Origin of the sequence: Bacillus sp. R45 (assembly GCF_021729365.1) — a bacterium.
Lineage (GTDB): Bacteria > Bacillota > Bacilli > Bacillales > Bacillaceae > Bacillus > Bacillus velezensis.
In genome coordinates, this window is the sequence record NZ_CP091421.1 from 1,787,900 (window position 1) to 1,801,844 (window position 13,945).

Genomic DNA, 13,945 nt, shown 5'->3' on the forward strand with positions numbered 1-13,945 from the left:
CGGAATGTTTTCGGCTTCTTCTGTCTCTGGAGCGGGAAACGGAAAGTGAGATGTTTGAATGAAAATAAATGATTATCTGAAGGAAAGGTTTCCGACTTTAAAATTAGTGCCCGGCATTTATCATCAATGGGACGTGGGAATTCATTTTTCTCTCGGCGGCAATATGTATCAATTTAATGAAAGCGGTGCTTTGAATCTTGAGTATTTTCAGCTTGTTCATCATCAAACCGCCGCACTTTTCAATGAACTGTTTGAACATAGCGATGACATGTACCTTGTTGCCAACGTATATAAGCACAAAACTCAAGGTAATCACCCGAGAAAATTAAAGGTTTATCAGCCGTTTCTGAAGTGTAAGGATGATTTATATCGGATCCAGGTGAAGACCTGCCCCTGTCCGTTTGAAGAAGATGATGCAGAAGAATATGAAATGCAGCAGTTTTCTTTATTATGTAAACGGAAAGATCTGCGTATTCCCCAATTACTTAAGGCAGCCGTCCACGAAGATTTTCCGCTGAAGCCAAGGTTCGGGGGCTGTTCCGTTGGGTATCCCGATGTTTTCTTTGTGAATATGACAAAAGATATTATTTTCTTTCTATATGATGACAGAGGGTGTGAAGTCATCGCTCTTGATGCCGGAAGAATAGGAAAGCTTTATGATCAATATCACGATTGGATTGAATTGGACTGAAAACGAACACATGAATTCGAATCCGCTTGTGCCGGCTTTGTTCTTGCCTAGTCCGGCTGCATGAGTATAATGGGCAGAATTGAAGGGCGCCGGAAACTTTTTTTCCTCTCATACCGGCCTTCTGCATGTTAAGCTTCTGTATTTATTTTGAATAAATTCCTATTTATAAAACGGCTGAATAGAATAACATAAAAGCTTTTTTACACAGTGCAGGAGGAGAGAAATGTGAGGGCTGAACACCGTGATTGTATGGAAATTGGAATTTATTCATTTGCAGAATTATATCCCGATCCTCTGACAGGGAAAACAGTCAGCGCAAAGCAGCGGATAGATGAATTGATGAAGCTGGCGAAACTGGCTGACGATGCAGGGCTTGATGTATTCGGGGTAGGCGAGCATCATCGTCTTGATTATGCGGTATCTTCGCCGCCGGCCATCTTATCAGCGATTTCACAGATCACTGAAAATATTAAGCTGACCAGTGCCACGACTGTATTATCCACCGCAGATCCCGTCCGTTTATTTGAGGATTTTGCAACGCTTGATCTGATTTCAGACGGCCGGGCGGAAATCATTGCGGGACGGGGCGCATTTTTAGACTCGTTTCCTCTTTTCGGTTATGACGTAGGCCATTATAAAGAACTGTTTGAAGAACACATTGACCTTTTTTTAAAATTAAATTCCGGGGAAGAATCGGTTACCTGGAAAGGACGTTACCGGCCGCCGCTGCGCGAGGCAGAAATTTCTCCTCGGCCTTTTTGCGGAAGCATTCCGCTATGGTTAGGTGTTTCGGGGACTCCGGAAAGCGCAGAACGGGCCGGGCGTGCAGGTGCGGGTTTGGCATTAGCTGTACTGAGCGGTGATCCGATGTCATCTAAGCCGCTTGTTGACAAATACCGGGAAGCGGCTTCTAAAGCCGGTCATCCTCCGGAAAATGTGAAGGTTGCCGTAACCGGACATATGTTCATTTCAAAAACGAATGAACAGGCAATACAAGAATTTTACCCGTATCATTCAAATTACTGGTCTCACGTTCATTCATATCACGGGATCGATGAGCCTTTAACGAAGGAAGATTTTGAGCGGGCGTCCGGAAAAGAAACAGCTTTATTTGTGGGAAGTTCACAGCAGATCATTGAAAAAATCATGCATCAATATGAGTTGTTCGGGCATCAGCGATTTCTCGCGCAAATCGATATAGGAGGTATGCCGTTTAAAAAAGCCGCGGAAAACATCGAACGATTAGCAGCGGAAGTAGCACCGGTTATCCGAAAAGAAACCCGCAAATCCAGCGAATGAAGTTCTGAGCATAAGGGGCGGGCCGGTTTTTGGCAATCGCGGATTCGACAACAGAATCGGCCCGACTTTTTCTTTATGATTATAAAAAACAAAGGGGAAAGCGCGAACCTCATTGCTTTTTCCTATCAAGAAAAGGAAGGTCATTTCATCCTCTATCGTGAAGTGTATATACCGAAAGGGTTTTTATTAACAAAAAAGGGAGGATGATGAAGTAATGAAGGGTTTGGTCAAAGCTGCAGTTTTAACTGTTACTCTTGGGATTGGAGGCGCTTTCTATTCAAGTGATGCATCTGCGCACGGGTATATAAAAGAGCCCGTCAGCAGAGCGTACATGGGAGCTTTAGAGAAACAAACATTGGGCTGGACGGCCGCTGCGCAGAAATATGGCTCCGTCATTGATAATCCTCAGTCTGTAGAAGGGCCGAAAGGATTTCCGGCTGCAGGTCCGCCGGATGGAAGAATTGCGTCTGCAAATGGGGGATCGGGACAAATTGACTTCGGTTTAGACAAGCAGACTGCAGATTATTGGGTAAAACAAAACATCCGCGGCGGTTTTAACACCTTTACTTGGTACTACACAGCTCCTCATGCGACATCAAAGTGGCACTATTATATCACCAAGAAAAACTGGAATCCGAATAAACCTTTGTCAAGAGATGAATTTGAATTAATCGGAACGGTAAACCACGACGGTTCCAAGGCAGATACGAATCTGACTCATAAGATTTTTGTGCCGACTGATCGAAGCGGGTATCATGTCATTTTGGGGGTATGGGACGTTGCGGATACTTCCAATGCCTTCTATAACGTCATCGATGTAAACCTTACACAATAATCTATGAATTACTGATCGGCTGCATGTTCATCGGCCGATCTTTTTAGTTTTAATGTGTGAAAGAAAAGGGGAAAAACAGCAGAGCGCCATAAACATTTCATTTATGGCGCCGTACGATCATGGAGGTGCTGCTGACATGGATGCGGAGGTAAGAGGATTCTTAATAACCGCCGAGGAAAGAAGCCCCAACGATGATTAATAAAATGAATAGCACCACGATTAACGCAAAGGAGCTACCATAACCACCTGAGAATCCCATATAATCTCACCTCCTAAAGAGGATTAATACATACTATGCCGAAATGAAAAGTTTGATAGGGATGCTAGTTTACTTTTTGAAAAAAGGTTTTTTAGTCTATATTTCCTTTACATGGCCATCCGTTAAAATGAGTAAAAGGAGGAATCGTACTGCTTCCTGTAATAGAAACGGATAGGCTCATACATTGAGAAGTTGCGAAGAGGATGCGCAGTTGGCTTGTTTTTTTAAAAATGAAAATGTAACACGCTATTAGGATTGGAACCTTTTGATTCAACGGAACAGGCTGAAGAAATGATTGGTTGGTTTCAAGAGCAGCAGCATGAAAAAAGTGGATGTGATGAGGAATAGAGAAAAAAGATGCGAAAGGCATAATCGGAACCATGTATCAAAACGGACTGCCTGGTGATATACGCGTATACTCCATTCCGAATGGGAACGTAACGATCTAAACAGAAGAACTTCAAGTGTTCTGCGGTAAATAAAAAAAGCCGATGAAGGCTTAAAATTGATTAGACGCTGTAAAGCATTCTTTCCGTTGCGCTTTCTGCAGACGGAGTTTGATTGTAAGAAACGATTCCGATCATCACTAACAAGATAATGAAAACCAATATGCTCCACAACACTATTTTTAAAGACTTTGACATGGCATACCCTCACTTTGAAAGACTTTACCGGGGCTGCGATCGGAGCCCGCACTTCAAGTATAGTCGTTATAACGGTGAAAAATGTACAGTATCCCGTTATCAAAATAAAAACTTGCGGGCGCTGCCGCAAGTTTTCTCTGAATTAAGGTCTGTGGAATTCAATATGCTGATTATCACGATCGAACCATCCTCTGAATGCCCAATTGATCCAGCCCCCGTCTCCTTTGTTATCAAAGGAACCGTCTTCGAAGACCCAGATTCCGTAAGTAATGCCGTCATAAACGGCTGATCCGTAAAATTGAACGCCGTTAAAGCGGTCTTCATATTCTTGATTTAAATTGAACACCATGACGTTGTACTTCTGTCCTGATGCGTAAAATGTTGTTTCCATGACATTTTTTACCCAGCCGGTTCGGTTTTGATCTGACTTAACCGCTTCAGCAATGCGATCTGAAATTCCGAGAACATCTACGTTTACGTTCAGCCCGGCATCAACACCTGCTGCTTTTACGTTTTGGTCTGCTGTTTGGGATAATTTACCTTCTAACGGATTTGCAACGGGTGAAACGTGAGGCGCATTCGGGTGTTCAGACTGACTGGCTGCTGAGGCACTGGCTGCGAAAGGAATTGTTAGAGATAAAGCTAGCATGATCCGACTATTGTTCTGGCGATTTTCATGTCTATGACCTCCTGAGGAAATTTTTAAAAATTGTTGCAAATTCATGGTATCGCAGAAAAATTGACCAAGCAAAGAGCAGATTTTCTCAAAAGTCATGTCATTCTATTTATGTTGTTTTCTGTAAATGAAATACTTTTAATCAGGCGAAAAGGGAAGAAAATAATAGATCTTTTTATGTATTGTGATAGGATGATCGGATTTTGGGTGAAAATAGCCCGGAGAAACGTCATAATAAGAAAAACACCCGGGATTTACCGGGTGCAAAAAGTGTTGATATGTCAAGTCAGCAGCATTTTTTACATTTTCTTTTATAAACAACGATGTAATCATAATCAAGATGCTTTTTATCTTGTTTCTTCTTTTTCTTCTTTTGTTTAGGCTGCTTTGGCTGGTGATCATAATGTCCGTTCATGTCCATACCCATGTCCATACTCATACTCATATTCCTCCTTTTCCTCCTTTTTTCATCTGACGGTAGTATTCTATGACAGAAAGCATGGATGGCTTGGACAAATGAAACGGTATGCTGAAAAAGAGGCATCTCATTCGGTATAAAAAACAGGATCATACCCGCCCGATAGAAAAGAGAGAAGATGATCCTGATATTGAGATCCTATTTGATAACCGCAATTGCAATGCCGTACCCTTTTTCAGCGCTGTATAAGGCCGTCAGTTTCAATACCTTCCAGCCTTCCGCGGCTTTAGTCCCGATTCCGTTATGAGCCGTGATATAATCTCCCGGGCTGACCGTACTGTCGACTCGTACGTAATGCCGGCCGTTGAGTCCGACAATATGCCATTCGTCTCTGGCCGCGCGTGCTTCATAGTCAGCTTCAAGAGCCGGACTGCAGTCCGGGTTTTGTTTCGGTACGCGTACTGTTTCTCCTGTTTCTTCGTCAGTCACATTTTCGTATATGAAACCGCCGAACTCATTTGTCAAAAAGCGGCTTTGCCATCCGAAGCTTGCGGCTCCTGAGATAAAAGCGGCTGTTTCTGAAATGACGCCGAGCATGTAATCTCCGACGTGAGCCGATTCAATTTTTTCGCCTTTCACTGTGACGATCGTCCCGGCGGGAATTGTCTGGCCGGTTACACTTTCAAAATATTCTCCGTACCCTGACAGGGAAGAGGTGACAGCTCCGGCGAACGTACCGTGGCCGCCCGCTGAATCCAGTTTCCATTTGATGGACTGATGCCCTCCGGCAACCGTGTATGGTTCTTCCAATGTAATGCTTTCTGATGACAGAATCGTTCTGGAGACTTTGCCGCCCGTAATATGGACATTGTTTGAAGCGGCGATAAATGCCCTTGAACCTTCGGAACTTGAACCTCCGGAAGAGCTGATGATCGCATTTCTGTCACCTCTGGCCGTAATATCGCCTGTTCCCGCAATAACAGCGCTTGTCGGGTTGAATGCAAAACCGGAGCTGGTCGCGAGCTGTGCGCCTCCCTTTAAATTGACGGGGATCTGCTCATAAATCTGTCCTTTTATAGATGCGGCCGCGCTGTAACCTTCAGCTTGCACCCCGAGAATGACAGCCTGACTGTTAGGGGACGTAATTCCGACGGAACCGCCGTCTCCGATCATCGTACCGTTCATAATATTTACGTTATATTGGCCTCCGCCGATTGTGATACCTTTAGGAGAAGACTTGTATATATCAAAATTTAAAATTTTAACATAATCGGTTTTATTAGATCCGCCGGATATATTGATGTCAACCCCGGCTTGTGTAAAGCCGCGTATTTTAATGCCGTTGATCGTAATATTTTGACTGCGGTATTGAAGAGCCACGACTGGATTCCCGCCATAGTCGTATGAGGGATCACCAATAGCTGTGAATCCGTTTACATTAACGTTTTTATAGGCAGAGATGACCAGCGCCCTCGGGGTTACACCGTCATAGAGGGCATTGAAAACCGGTTCAATCGCGGTGCAATCGGTTAAAGTAACATCATAAGCCGTCGTGCTTTCGGGGTCTGAGGCCTGATGATGGCCGATATGACGAATATCAAATGAACGTACATCACGATACGAAACATGACCGATAATATGAACATTTTGAGAAGCCGGCCACAGGCTGTGCGCCTTTACCTCAATCCCGCGGATATTTCCGCTCGTATAGTTATTTAAAAGCCACACATGTTTAGAGCCGTCGTCAATTTCAATGCCGTTCGAGTTTGCGCTGCCCTCAGCATGCTCTGTGCCGCGGGGGTTTCCGGAATGGCAGTTGGAAATGAAAATATATTCGCTGTAATGGGTGGTAATGCCGTCGTCTCCGGCGCCGTATGCCACACAGTTATCAATCCATATATAACGGCAGCCGTCTTTCGTCCATTCTGTTTCAGGCAAATGATCGTAAGTCGGAGATGTAATATCTATACCATGCAGACCCGCGTTAACCGTTTCAACATTCTTAATCCAGCCGTATTGCACATTAGCAAACGTTAAACAGCTGGAACACTGTCCTCCGGGGTTCCTGACTCCGCATTGACGGTCAGGATTCCAGTCTAAAGTCATGTTCTGGACAAAAATATTACGGTTTCCATTTTCGTAATCATCGTTAGTAATGACCCATTCGTATGCGGGAGTGTCCTCATGAAGCTTAAGCACGGTAATCCCTTGTCCCTCACCGGAAATAGTAGTCCATGAGGGGAGTTTTATCCCTTGAACCAAAAATTCTCCTGCGGGAACATTTACTTTGACCCGGCCGTTCCCGATCGCATTCCGAAAGGCTTCTGTATTGTCCCGGCCGTCAGGGACCGCTCCGTAATCCTCCACATTCACTTCCCGGGTGATTTTATTCATAAGCATTTCGTATTCTGTATCAAGCCGTTCTTTTAAAAGTGAGGTGACCATTCCTTCCGCCGTCACCCGGGCATCTGCGATCTCAAGATTATCATCCGTTGCGGAATGCTTAATAAAATTCTGCATCCTTGCTTTGAGATGCTCCAATTCAGAGGGCTGTGCAGGGCGAGACTGCAATGGGGCGTTTAAAGACGGATCAGGAAAGTTTTTAAATTGAACCATTCTAAAGACACCTCTTTCTTTTGATATAAGCGCCTGAGGCAGGGGACAGAAAAGAATCGCGCGCCCTTTAAGCGCTTATTCTTCAAATTCTTTATTCAGAACGAAATTCCTTTTGAAACCGAGGCGAAATTTTAAAAAAGCTCTGTTGACAGAACGGACATATAGCTTTGCATTATTGTAATTGAAACTGTCATGTGAAAATGGAGGAAAAAACTGATAGGAGGGGCCCTCATTTTAGGTTTATTCTCATTGACTTCGCCGTGCTTCCTCTTCGGCAGCATATACACCAAAATCAGCATTCTTATCAGTTAAATGGTATAATGGGGCACGGATTGGTCATCAATACGACTGAAATAGGGAAGCAAAAGGAGCAGCGAACATGACTTTACAAATCAAAATTAAATATTCAGATGATACGCAAACGAGAATCAGTAAAATTGAACAGGGCGATTGGATTGATCTGCGGGCAGCTGAACATATAACAATCAAAAAAGGCGAATTCAAACTTATCCCGCTTGGAGTTGCGATGGAACTGCCGGAAGGATACGAGGCCCATGTCGTTCCGCGTTCAAGTACATATAAGCATTTCGGGATCATTCAGACAAATTCAATGGGAGTCATTGATGAATCTTATAAAGGCGACAATGACTTCTGGTTTTTTCCTGCATTCGCGCTTCGGGATACCGACATTTCCAAGGGGGAGCGGATCTGCCAATTCAGAATCATGAAGAAAATGCCTGAAGTGGAGCTGATCGAAGTAGACAAGCTCGGGAACAATGACCGCGGCGGACTGGGATCAACAGGCACGAAATAAAACGAAAAAAAGACTGCTTAACAGCAGTCTTTTTTTTATGGATACAGCAGTTACATTCAAATTTTTTCGGGGATTCTTGAATTGGGAAATCAAACAAAACTAAGGAGAAGGGTTTCATTTTTATCATTTAAGCTTTCCGTCTCTTTGAACAGAAAGACTTTTTTAGGTTAAAGGATAGAGGTTGTTTTGATGTTTTTATTCTTCAAGATGAACGGAGGTTTTGTCCAACGTATATAATATTGTGACAAAAGTGTAAACAAAAGAAAGGATGATGTTATGGAAAAAAGGGTTAGAAGAGTAGACCGTAAAGCAGCCGGCAAAGAGGCAGAGCAGAAGAAACCGTCCAAAGTCACCCTGTTCTGCCGTTCGCTTCAAAGGCTGAAGCATTTGTATTGTAACACAAACATACAAATGCCATCAATAACCAAAAAAGGAATTTCAGTTTTAATTTTACCGTTCTTGCTTCTGCCGTTCTTTCGGGCTGATGCTGCTTCAGATATTTACGGCAATTTCGAGGAATTAAAGCTGAATGAAGATCCTTCCGATTTTTCCATTTCAACGCGGGAGCATGACCCTTCTGTCCTCATATTAGCTATACACGGCGGAGGCATAGAGCCGGGGACCAGTGAGTTAGCCAGAGAAATTGCCGAAAACCGGAGTTTATATTTATTTGAAGGGTTAAAATCAGCCGGTAATGCAGCTCTGCATTTGACAAGTTCGCATTTCGATGAAACCAAGGCCGTGCAAATGGTGAAAGGGCACTCTAATGTCATTTCATTGCACGGTTACGGCAGTGATGATAAAAAGATAAAAATCGGCGGTACAGACAGAGAACGGGCCGAACTCTTGACCGATGTGCTGAAACGGCACGGGTATCCTGCCGTTCTTCTTGGCACAAATGATAAATACGCAGGCGTCAGTCCGAACAACCTTGCCAATCAATCTTCATCCGGATTGAGTATTCAAATCGAAATGAGCACCGGCTTCAGAAAATCACTATTTGACACCTTTACGCTGAAAAGCAGAGCATCCGCACAAAACGGGACCTTTTACCAATTTACAAAAACGATTTCTGATTTTATCAGTGACAATTATTAATAAGCACGCTTATTTTGTCGGCGGGGCTTTTTCTTTTGAAATTTATGAAACTTTAAGTTCTTAAGATCGTATACATAATTGACAGGATGAAAGAAAAGAGGTGGGCAAATGAAAGTGATGATCGGGTCTATCATTCTTCTTGTCATCATCGGATTCGGTTTATGGCTGATGCTTAGTCCAATCTTTAAACAAGTGGGAAGCGGAGCCAAAAAATTAAAAAAGTCATGGGAGGAAGAAGATCAGCATGAGCGAAAATAAGCGCGGAAACACAAAAAAAATTCTCGGCGGTGTGATTATAGGTGCAGCCCTTTTAATTGCGGGCGTCACAGCGTCACTATTCATTGAAAAAATACCGAACGGTTATGTCGGGGTTGTATACTCACCGAATGGCGGGGTAAAATCCGACACATTGGACCAAGGCTGGCACTTAGTCGGATTATTTAATAAAGTAACGGAATATCCGGTGCGTATGCAGACAGTGAATAATGAAAATATAAAAGTGGCAACCTCTGACGGTAAAAATATAGAAATGGATATCGCTTACAACTATGTCGTGCAGCCTGATAAAGTAGTCGATCTGTTTAACAAATTCGGGGCGGTAGACGTCGAAACGATTGAAAATACATATTTAAAAACAAGGCTGTGGGATGCGGCGCGAAAATCAATCAGCAAATACTCGGTTATTGACACATACGGGCAAAAATCTGCTGAAGCCGCTGCCGATGTTCAAAAGAGATTTGCTGATGATATGAAGAGTCTCGGATTTTTAATTGATGATCTGACGCTTGGCGTACCGAAGCCGGATAAAGCCACACAGGAAGCCATCGATGCAAGGGTGAAGTCTTCACAGGAACTTGAACGGACACAAACTGAAATTAAAATAGCCGAAGCCGAAGCGAAAAAGAAAAAAATTGAAGCGGAAGGGATCGCTGACTATAACGAAATCATTAAGAAATCAATGTCCGATGAAATGATCAAATATAAATGGATTGAAAAATGGGACGGAAAAACGCCGAAAGCGACAGGCACAGACTCACTGCTGCAGCTGCCGCTGGACGATCAGAAGCAAAAGTAAAAAGAGAAGGAGGCGATTGCCTCCTTTTTATGTTTTTTCCTGAGGGTCTTTTTCCGGCACTAATTCTTCAGACGCCTCGGTTTGATAGCTCCATAGCGTGCTATCCGTCTCTGTTGTGTCCTTATAATCTTCGGGAAGTACATATTGCTGCAAATACCGGTGAAAAAATGCCTCAAAAACAGAAATGCAAAGTGCAGAGATAACCGCTGCCGCGGCAGGAGAGACATTAAACCCGCCAATGTTCATCAGGAATATCCATAATATAATGAATGAAATTCCGAAATCAGCTGCAACGGCTGTGAAATTGCTTGTTCTCGGCAGAATCATGCAATCACCCGCAAAATAAGTGATTAAACTTAAGATCACTGTAATAAACAGAACGTTTAAAAAGGTTACTTGGTACATAAGATCCAGAACAATGTACAGTAAAGCAAGTGTGAGCGCCGTTTTAGAAGCGAAAGCAATTACGTGTTTCATTTGAACCACCTTCGTTATTTCGTTTAGTCTTCATTGTAAGCAATCCGCAAATTTTTAAACTGGTATATAGTGGTTATAAAGTAAAATGTGAATAGACATCACAGGATTCACAAGTTAAAATATGTAAAAAGGGGGATGCAAATGAAAAAATACTGGATATGTATTGCTGTTTTTTTATTATGTTTTAGCGGAATACACTCAGCTAAAGCGGCTACCACTGAATTCGGATCAAAAACAAGCTTCACTTTGGAGGGAAACGCAAAAGAGTTTCATATTGAAAATCCGGGTGCTGTAGCTGCCGACGATTACTTTTTAGGCTATAAGTTCACCATAATGAACAACTCTTCGTGCGGTTTAAGCATGAAACTCCAGCGGATGGCGCTGAACGGAAATTTTTATACATTAAGTTCTAAAAACTACAGCGGCAGCTGGTTAAACCTCAGTGCCCAAGATAAAAAATCAATTGATCCGTATCACAAATACAGGATTCTGGTTGAAAGTTCTTCAAACGTCTGTGGTCCCGTCTATATTAAAGGGTTCTACGGTGTAGAATATTATCATTTTGATTGAAAATAGATACTCGCTAAAGGCAGCGGGTTTTTTTATATTTATATTTAACTTATTGCACTATGTACTAAATATTCATATATAAATTTTTTGACGTGCCCGCCCAAAGAAAAGATAAAAAAGCAAATTCATCACGCACAAATATATAAAAAGTTGAAAAATGAATGAAAAGTTTCTTGAGGGAAACATTATTAGTTGACTTCAAAAGTGCGATGTCGGATAATAAGAATGTAAGTTTTTCCTCCTTAGCAGGTTCGTTTCTTAAGCCAGGGCGAATCTGCTTTTTTTATGCAAAAAAACCCCTTACAGAGGGGTTTTTTACGATAAATGAAGTTTAATAGAATTAATGGACGGCTCTGAATACGCCGATCACTTTCCCCAAAATGCTTACGTTTTGCAGGATAATCGGCTCCATCGTCGGATTTTCCGGCTGCAGCCGCACATAATTGTCTTCTTTATAGAAGCGCTTGACCGTCGCTTCATCATCTTCGGTCATAGCTACGACGATTTCTCCGTTATTGGCCGTGTTCTGCTGTTTGACAATGACGTAATCTTTGTCAAAAATGCCGGCGTCAATCATACTTTCTCCCATGATTTCTAACATAAAGACATGTTCGCCCGGAGGAACCATCCGGTCAGGAAGCGGAAAATACTCGTCGATATTTTCAACAGCCGTAATCGGAATACCCGCCGTCACTTTCCCGATGACCGGAACGTTTACGACCTGGCTTTTCGGAATATGGACTTCTTCTTCATCCAATACCTCAATCGCCCTCGGTTTCGTAGGGTCCCGTCTGATCAGGCCTTTTGTCTCCAGCCGCGCCAAATGGCCGTGCACGGTTGAACTGGAAGCCAGTCCTACTGCTTCTCCTATCTCTCTTACAGAAGGCGGATATCCTTTCGTTTTTACCTCTTCTTTAATAAAACGCAGGATATCAAGCTGCCTTTTTGATAGCTTCGTCATATTTCGCACCTCAAAACGTCGATTTTAAGTAGATTATAGCATGATTTTCCTGACAGTACAAACATAGGTTCGAAAAAAACGATTGACAGAAACATTTGTTCGTATATACTGAAAGATATAAAAAGCGAACAAACATTCTTATCGGAGGTTGTTTACATGGCGAAAGAATCTATCATATTTGTCGGGCTGTTTACTGCGATTTTAAGTGCCGCTATTTTACTTGTTTCATGTGCGGGAAATGATCAGTCCCTCAGCCAATATGTTAAAATAAAGGTTCAGGACGGCGATACACTCTGGTCACTTGCAGATCATGTAGCAGAAAAGAAACACATTAATAAAGAAGATTTCATTGAGTGGGTGACGGAGAATAATCATCTCCAGACTGCTGATATAAAGCCCGGAGACGAACTTATTCTACCGGTTAAGAAGAAGCATCCGGCCGTATATCAGCTGGCCATTGTCAATTAGAGAGGAAAGAGAGAAATGAAGGCGCTCATTTATGCCCGCGTAAGCACAAACAAAGAACAGCAGCAAACGTCATTAAAAAGACAGGAAGAGGAGCTCAGTGAGATCGCTGCTGCAAACGGCATGGAAGTCGTGAAAGTCATTTCTGAGAAAGCCAGCGGTTACGAAATGGACCGCGACGGAGTATTTGAAATGCTTGATGAAATTAAAAAATCACATATTGACGCGATATTGGTGCAGGACGAAACGAGATTGGGAAGAGGAAACGCCAAGATTGCGCTTTTGCATTGTATTTACAGGGAGAACGTTAAAATATATACGACGGCTCATAAAGGTGAACTGGAGCTTTCCGAAGCTGATTCGATGGTACTTGAAATCGTCAGTATTGTTGAGGAATATCAAAGGAAAATTCACAATATGAAAATCCGGCGGGGAATGAAAAGAGCCGTGAAAAACGGCTACAAGCCTGAACGGAATCTGAAAAACAGACGTGAAAACAGCGGAAAAGAAAAAAAAGAGGTTCCGGTTTCGGAAATTATCAGGCTGAGAGCCAACAAGCTTACCTTTGCAGAAATCGCAGCGACCTTAAGAGGATTCGGCTATGACGTGTCCAAAGCCACGGTTCACCGGCGGTTTCAGGAATATACCGCAGACACAGAAGGCAGCTGACGCGCATCAGTTGTAAAAAAGACTGCGTTTTAGTAGTATATAATCAACACGCACCAAAGGAGCTTATTATGATTTCTAAAGAAAAAATCGCAAGAATTAACGAATTGGCTCAAAAAGCTAAATCAAACACAATAACGGATGAGGAAAAAGCTGAACAGCAAAAGCTTCGCCAGGAGTATTTGAAAGGATTCCGCTCCTCAATGAAAAATACGTTAAAGAGCGTAAAAGTGATTGATCCGGAAGGCAACGATGTCACTCCTGAAAAATTAAAAAGAGAACAACAGAAAAATAATCTTCACTAAACAGAAAGAATACGGCAATACGTATTCTTTTTTCGTATATACTAATATCAGGATGTGCTTTACGACAATTTTCAAC

General features: G+C 42.7%; 18 protein-coding genes. 11 read left to right on the plus strand and 7 right to left on the minus strand.

The features are described 5' to 3' along the window. The first annotated feature begins 58 nt into the window (after positions 1-58). The 3 genes from L3V45_RS08710 to L3V45_RS08720 all read left to right on the plus strand — a co-directional run bounded on the left by L3V45_RS08710 (position 59) and on the right by L3V45_RS08720 (position 2,825). Positions 59-691, plus strand: coding sequence for a DUF3885 domain-containing protein (locus tag L3V45_RS08710; protein WP_003154029.1), 633 nt, complete (start codon positions 59-61; stop codon positions 689-691). A gap of 225 nt (positions 692-916) precedes the next feature. Then, positions 917-1,990, plus strand: a complete 1,074-nt coding sequence (locus tag L3V45_RS08715) for an LLM class flavin-dependent oxidoreductase (protein WP_003154027.1) — start codon at positions 917-919, stop codon at positions 1,988-1,990. Positions 1,991-2,204: 214 nt separating this feature from the next. After that, on the plus strand, positions 2,205-2,825 hold the full coding sequence (locus tag L3V45_RS08720) for a lytic polysaccharide monooxygenase auxiliary activity family 9 protein (RefSeq protein WP_003154023.1): 621 nt from the start codon (positions 2,205-2,207) through the stop codon (positions 2,823-2,825). Positions 2,826-2,985: 160 nt separating this feature from the next. Here L3V45_RS08720 and L3V45_RS08725 read toward each other — a convergent pair whose 3' ends face one another. From L3V45_RS08725 to L3V45_RS08740, 5 genes are all read right to left on the minus strand, one after another. Next, complete coding sequence (locus L3V45_RS08725; protein ID WP_003154022.1) at positions 2,986-3,084, minus strand: YjcZ family sporulation protein; 99 nt, start codon at positions 3,082-3,084, stop codon at positions 2,986-2,988. 509 nt (positions 3,085-3,593) lie between these two features. Next, positions 3,594-3,728, minus strand: a complete 135-nt coding sequence (locus L3V45_RS19505; protein WP_254900091.1) for a hypothetical protein — start codon at positions 3,726-3,728, stop codon at positions 3,594-3,596. Between the two features lie 142 nt (positions 3,729-3,870). After that, a complete protein-coding gene (locus tag L3V45_RS08730) occupies positions 3,871-4,377 on the minus strand; it encodes a stress protein (RefSeq protein ID WP_236837352.1) in 507 nt (168 codons plus the stop codon). Between the two features lie 313 nt (positions 4,378-4,690). Next, positions 4,691-4,843: a hypothetical protein gene (locus L3V45_RS08735; RefSeq protein WP_015388185.1), complete on the minus strand. Its 153-nt coding sequence runs from the start codon at positions 4,841-4,843 to the stop codon at positions 4,691-4,693. A 177-nt stretch (positions 4,844-5,020) separates the two neighbouring features. Beyond that, a complete protein-coding gene (locus L3V45_RS08740; protein WP_043867159.1) occupies positions 5,021-7,438 on the minus strand; it encodes a peptidase G2 autoproteolytic cleavage domain-containing protein in 2,418 nt (805 codons plus the stop codon). A 379-nt stretch (positions 7,439-7,817) separates the two neighbouring features. Here L3V45_RS08740 and L3V45_RS08745 point away from each other — a divergent pair, with 379 nt between their 5' ends. The 4 genes from L3V45_RS08745 to L3V45_RS08760 all read left to right on the plus strand — a co-directional run bounded on the left by L3V45_RS08745 (position 7,818) and on the right by L3V45_RS08760 (position 10,425). After that, positions 7,818-8,252, plus strand: coding sequence for a dUTP diphosphatase (locus L3V45_RS08745; protein ID WP_014305062.1), 435 nt, complete (start codon positions 7,818-7,820; stop codon positions 8,250-8,252). A 276-nt stretch (positions 8,253-8,528) separates the two neighbouring features. Continuing rightward, positions 8,529-9,350 carry a poly-gamma-glutamate hydrolase family protein gene (locus tag L3V45_RS08750; RefSeq protein ID WP_015388183.1) on the plus strand — a complete coding sequence of 274 codons (822 nt, stop codon included), beginning with the start codon at positions 8,529-8,531 and terminating at the stop codon, positions 9,348-9,350. Positions 9,351-9,458: 108 nt separating this feature from the next. Further along, positions 9,459-9,608, plus strand: coding sequence for a hypothetical protein (locus tag L3V45_RS08755; protein ID WP_003154013.1), 150 nt, complete (start codon positions 9,459-9,461; stop codon positions 9,606-9,608). Further along, entirely contained in the window at positions 9,595-10,425 is an 831-nt protein-coding gene (locus tag L3V45_RS08760; protein ID WP_003154011.1) for a prohibitin family protein, read from the plus strand. The genes L3V45_RS08755 and L3V45_RS08760 overlap by 14 nt, the downstream gene beginning before the upstream one ends. Positions 10,426-10,452: 27 nt before the next feature. Here the strand turns inward: L3V45_RS08760 and L3V45_RS08765 are convergent, their stop codons facing one another. Continuing rightward, positions 10,453-10,902, minus strand: a complete 450-nt coding sequence (locus tag L3V45_RS08765) for a YndM family protein (protein ID WP_015388182.1) — start codon at positions 10,900-10,902, stop codon at positions 10,453-10,455. A gap of 141 nt (positions 10,903-11,043) precedes the next feature. Between L3V45_RS08765 and L3V45_RS08770 the strand changes: the two genes are divergently transcribed. Continuing rightward, positions 11,044-11,472 (plus strand): hypothetical protein, encoded by a 429-nt coding sequence (locus L3V45_RS08770; RefSeq protein WP_003154006.1) that lies wholly within the window; start codon positions 11,044-11,046, stop codon positions 11,470-11,472. Positions 11,473-11,812: 340 nt separating this feature from the next. Here the strand turns inward: L3V45_RS08770 and lexA are convergent, their stop codons facing one another. Then, positions 11,813-12,433, minus strand: a complete 621-nt coding sequence (gene lexA / locus L3V45_RS08775) for a transcriptional repressor LexA (protein WP_003154004.1) — start codon at positions 12,431-12,433, stop codon at positions 11,813-11,815. 156 nt (positions 12,434-12,589) lie between these two features. Between lexA and yneA the strand changes: the two genes are divergently transcribed. The 3 genes from yneA to L3V45_RS08790 all read left to right on the plus strand — a co-directional run bounded on the left by yneA (position 12,590) and on the right by L3V45_RS08790 (position 13,869). Continuing rightward, positions 12,590-12,901: a cell division suppressor protein YneA gene (yneA, locus tag L3V45_RS08780; RefSeq protein ID WP_003154001.1), complete on the plus strand. Its 312-nt coding sequence runs from the start codon at positions 12,590-12,592 to the stop codon at positions 12,899-12,901. 15 nt (positions 12,902-12,916) lie between these two features. Further along, the gene (locus L3V45_RS08785) at positions 12,917-13,567 is read left to right on the plus strand and encodes a YneB family resolvase-like protein (protein WP_015388181.1); all 651 of its coding nucleotides are present in this window, start codon (positions 12,917-12,919) and stop codon (positions 13,565-13,567) included. 68 nt (positions 13,568-13,635) lie between these two features. Next, positions 13,636-13,869: a DUF896 domain-containing protein gene (locus tag L3V45_RS08790; protein ID WP_003153997.1), complete on the plus strand. Its 234-nt coding sequence runs from the start codon at positions 13,636-13,638 to the stop codon at positions 13,867-13,869. The last annotated feature ends 76 nt before the right edge of the window (positions 13,870-13,945 follow it).

Coding starts and splice junctions, on each gene's coding strand:
- L3V45_RS08790 (WP_003153997.1), top strand. CDS start 13,636: ATGATTTCTAAAGAAAAAATCGCAAGAATTAACGAATTGGCTCAAAAA.
- L3V45_RS08740 (WP_043867159.1), bottom strand. CDS start 7,438: ATGGTTCAATTTAAAAACTTTCCTGATCCGTCTTTAAACGCCCCATTG.
- L3V45_RS08725 (WP_003154022.1), bottom strand. CDS start 3,084: ATGGGATTCTCAGGTGGTTATGGTAGCTCCTTTGCGTTAATCGTGGTG.
- lexA (WP_003154004.1), bottom strand. CDS start 12,433: ATGACGAAGCTATCAAAAAGGCAGCTTGATATCCTGCGTTTTATTAAA.
- L3V45_RS08785 (WP_015388181.1), top strand. CDS start 12,917: ATGAAGGCGCTCATTTATGCCCGCGTAAGCACAAACAAAGAACAGCAG.
- L3V45_RS08765 (WP_015388182.1), bottom strand. CDS start 10,902: ATGAAACACGTAATTGCTTTCGCTTCTAAAACGGCGCTCACACTTGCT.
- L3V45_RS08755 (WP_003154013.1), top strand. CDS start 9,459: ATGAAAGTGATGATCGGGTCTATCATTCTTCTTGTCATCATCGGATTC.
- L3V45_RS08770 (WP_003154006.1), top strand. CDS start 11,044: ATGAAAAAATACTGGATATGTATTGCTGTTTTTTTATTATGTTTTAGC.
- L3V45_RS08750 (WP_015388183.1), top strand. CDS start 8,529: ATGGAAAAAAGGGTTAGAAGAGTAGACCGTAAAGCAGCCGGCAAAGAG.
- L3V45_RS19505 (WP_254900091.1), bottom strand. CDS start 3,728: ATGTCAAAGTCTTTAAAAATAGTGTTGTGGAGCATATTGGTTTTCATT.
- L3V45_RS08735 (WP_015388185.1), bottom strand. CDS start 4,843: ATGAGTATGGACATGGGTATGGACATGAACGGACATTATGATCACCAG.
- L3V45_RS08730 (WP_236837352.1), bottom strand. CDS start 4,377: ATGCTAGCTTTATCTCTAACAATTCCTTTCGCAGCCAGTGCCTCAGCA.
- L3V45_RS08710 (WP_003154029.1), top strand. CDS start 59: ATGAAAATAAATGATTATCTGAAGGAAAGGTTTCCGACTTTAAAATTA.
- L3V45_RS08720 (WP_003154023.1), top strand. CDS start 2,205: ATGAAGGGTTTGGTCAAAGCTGCAGTTTTAACTGTTACTCTTGGGATT.
- L3V45_RS08760 (WP_003154011.1), top strand. CDS start 9,595: ATGAGCGAAAATAAGCGCGGAAACACAAAAAAAATTCTCGGCGGTGTG.
- yneA (WP_003154001.1), top strand. CDS start 12,590: ATGGCGAAAGAATCTATCATATTTGTCGGGCTGTTTACTGCGATTTTA.
- L3V45_RS08745 (WP_014305062.1), top strand. CDS start 7,818: ATGACTTTACAAATCAAAATTAAATATTCAGATGATACGCAAACGAGA.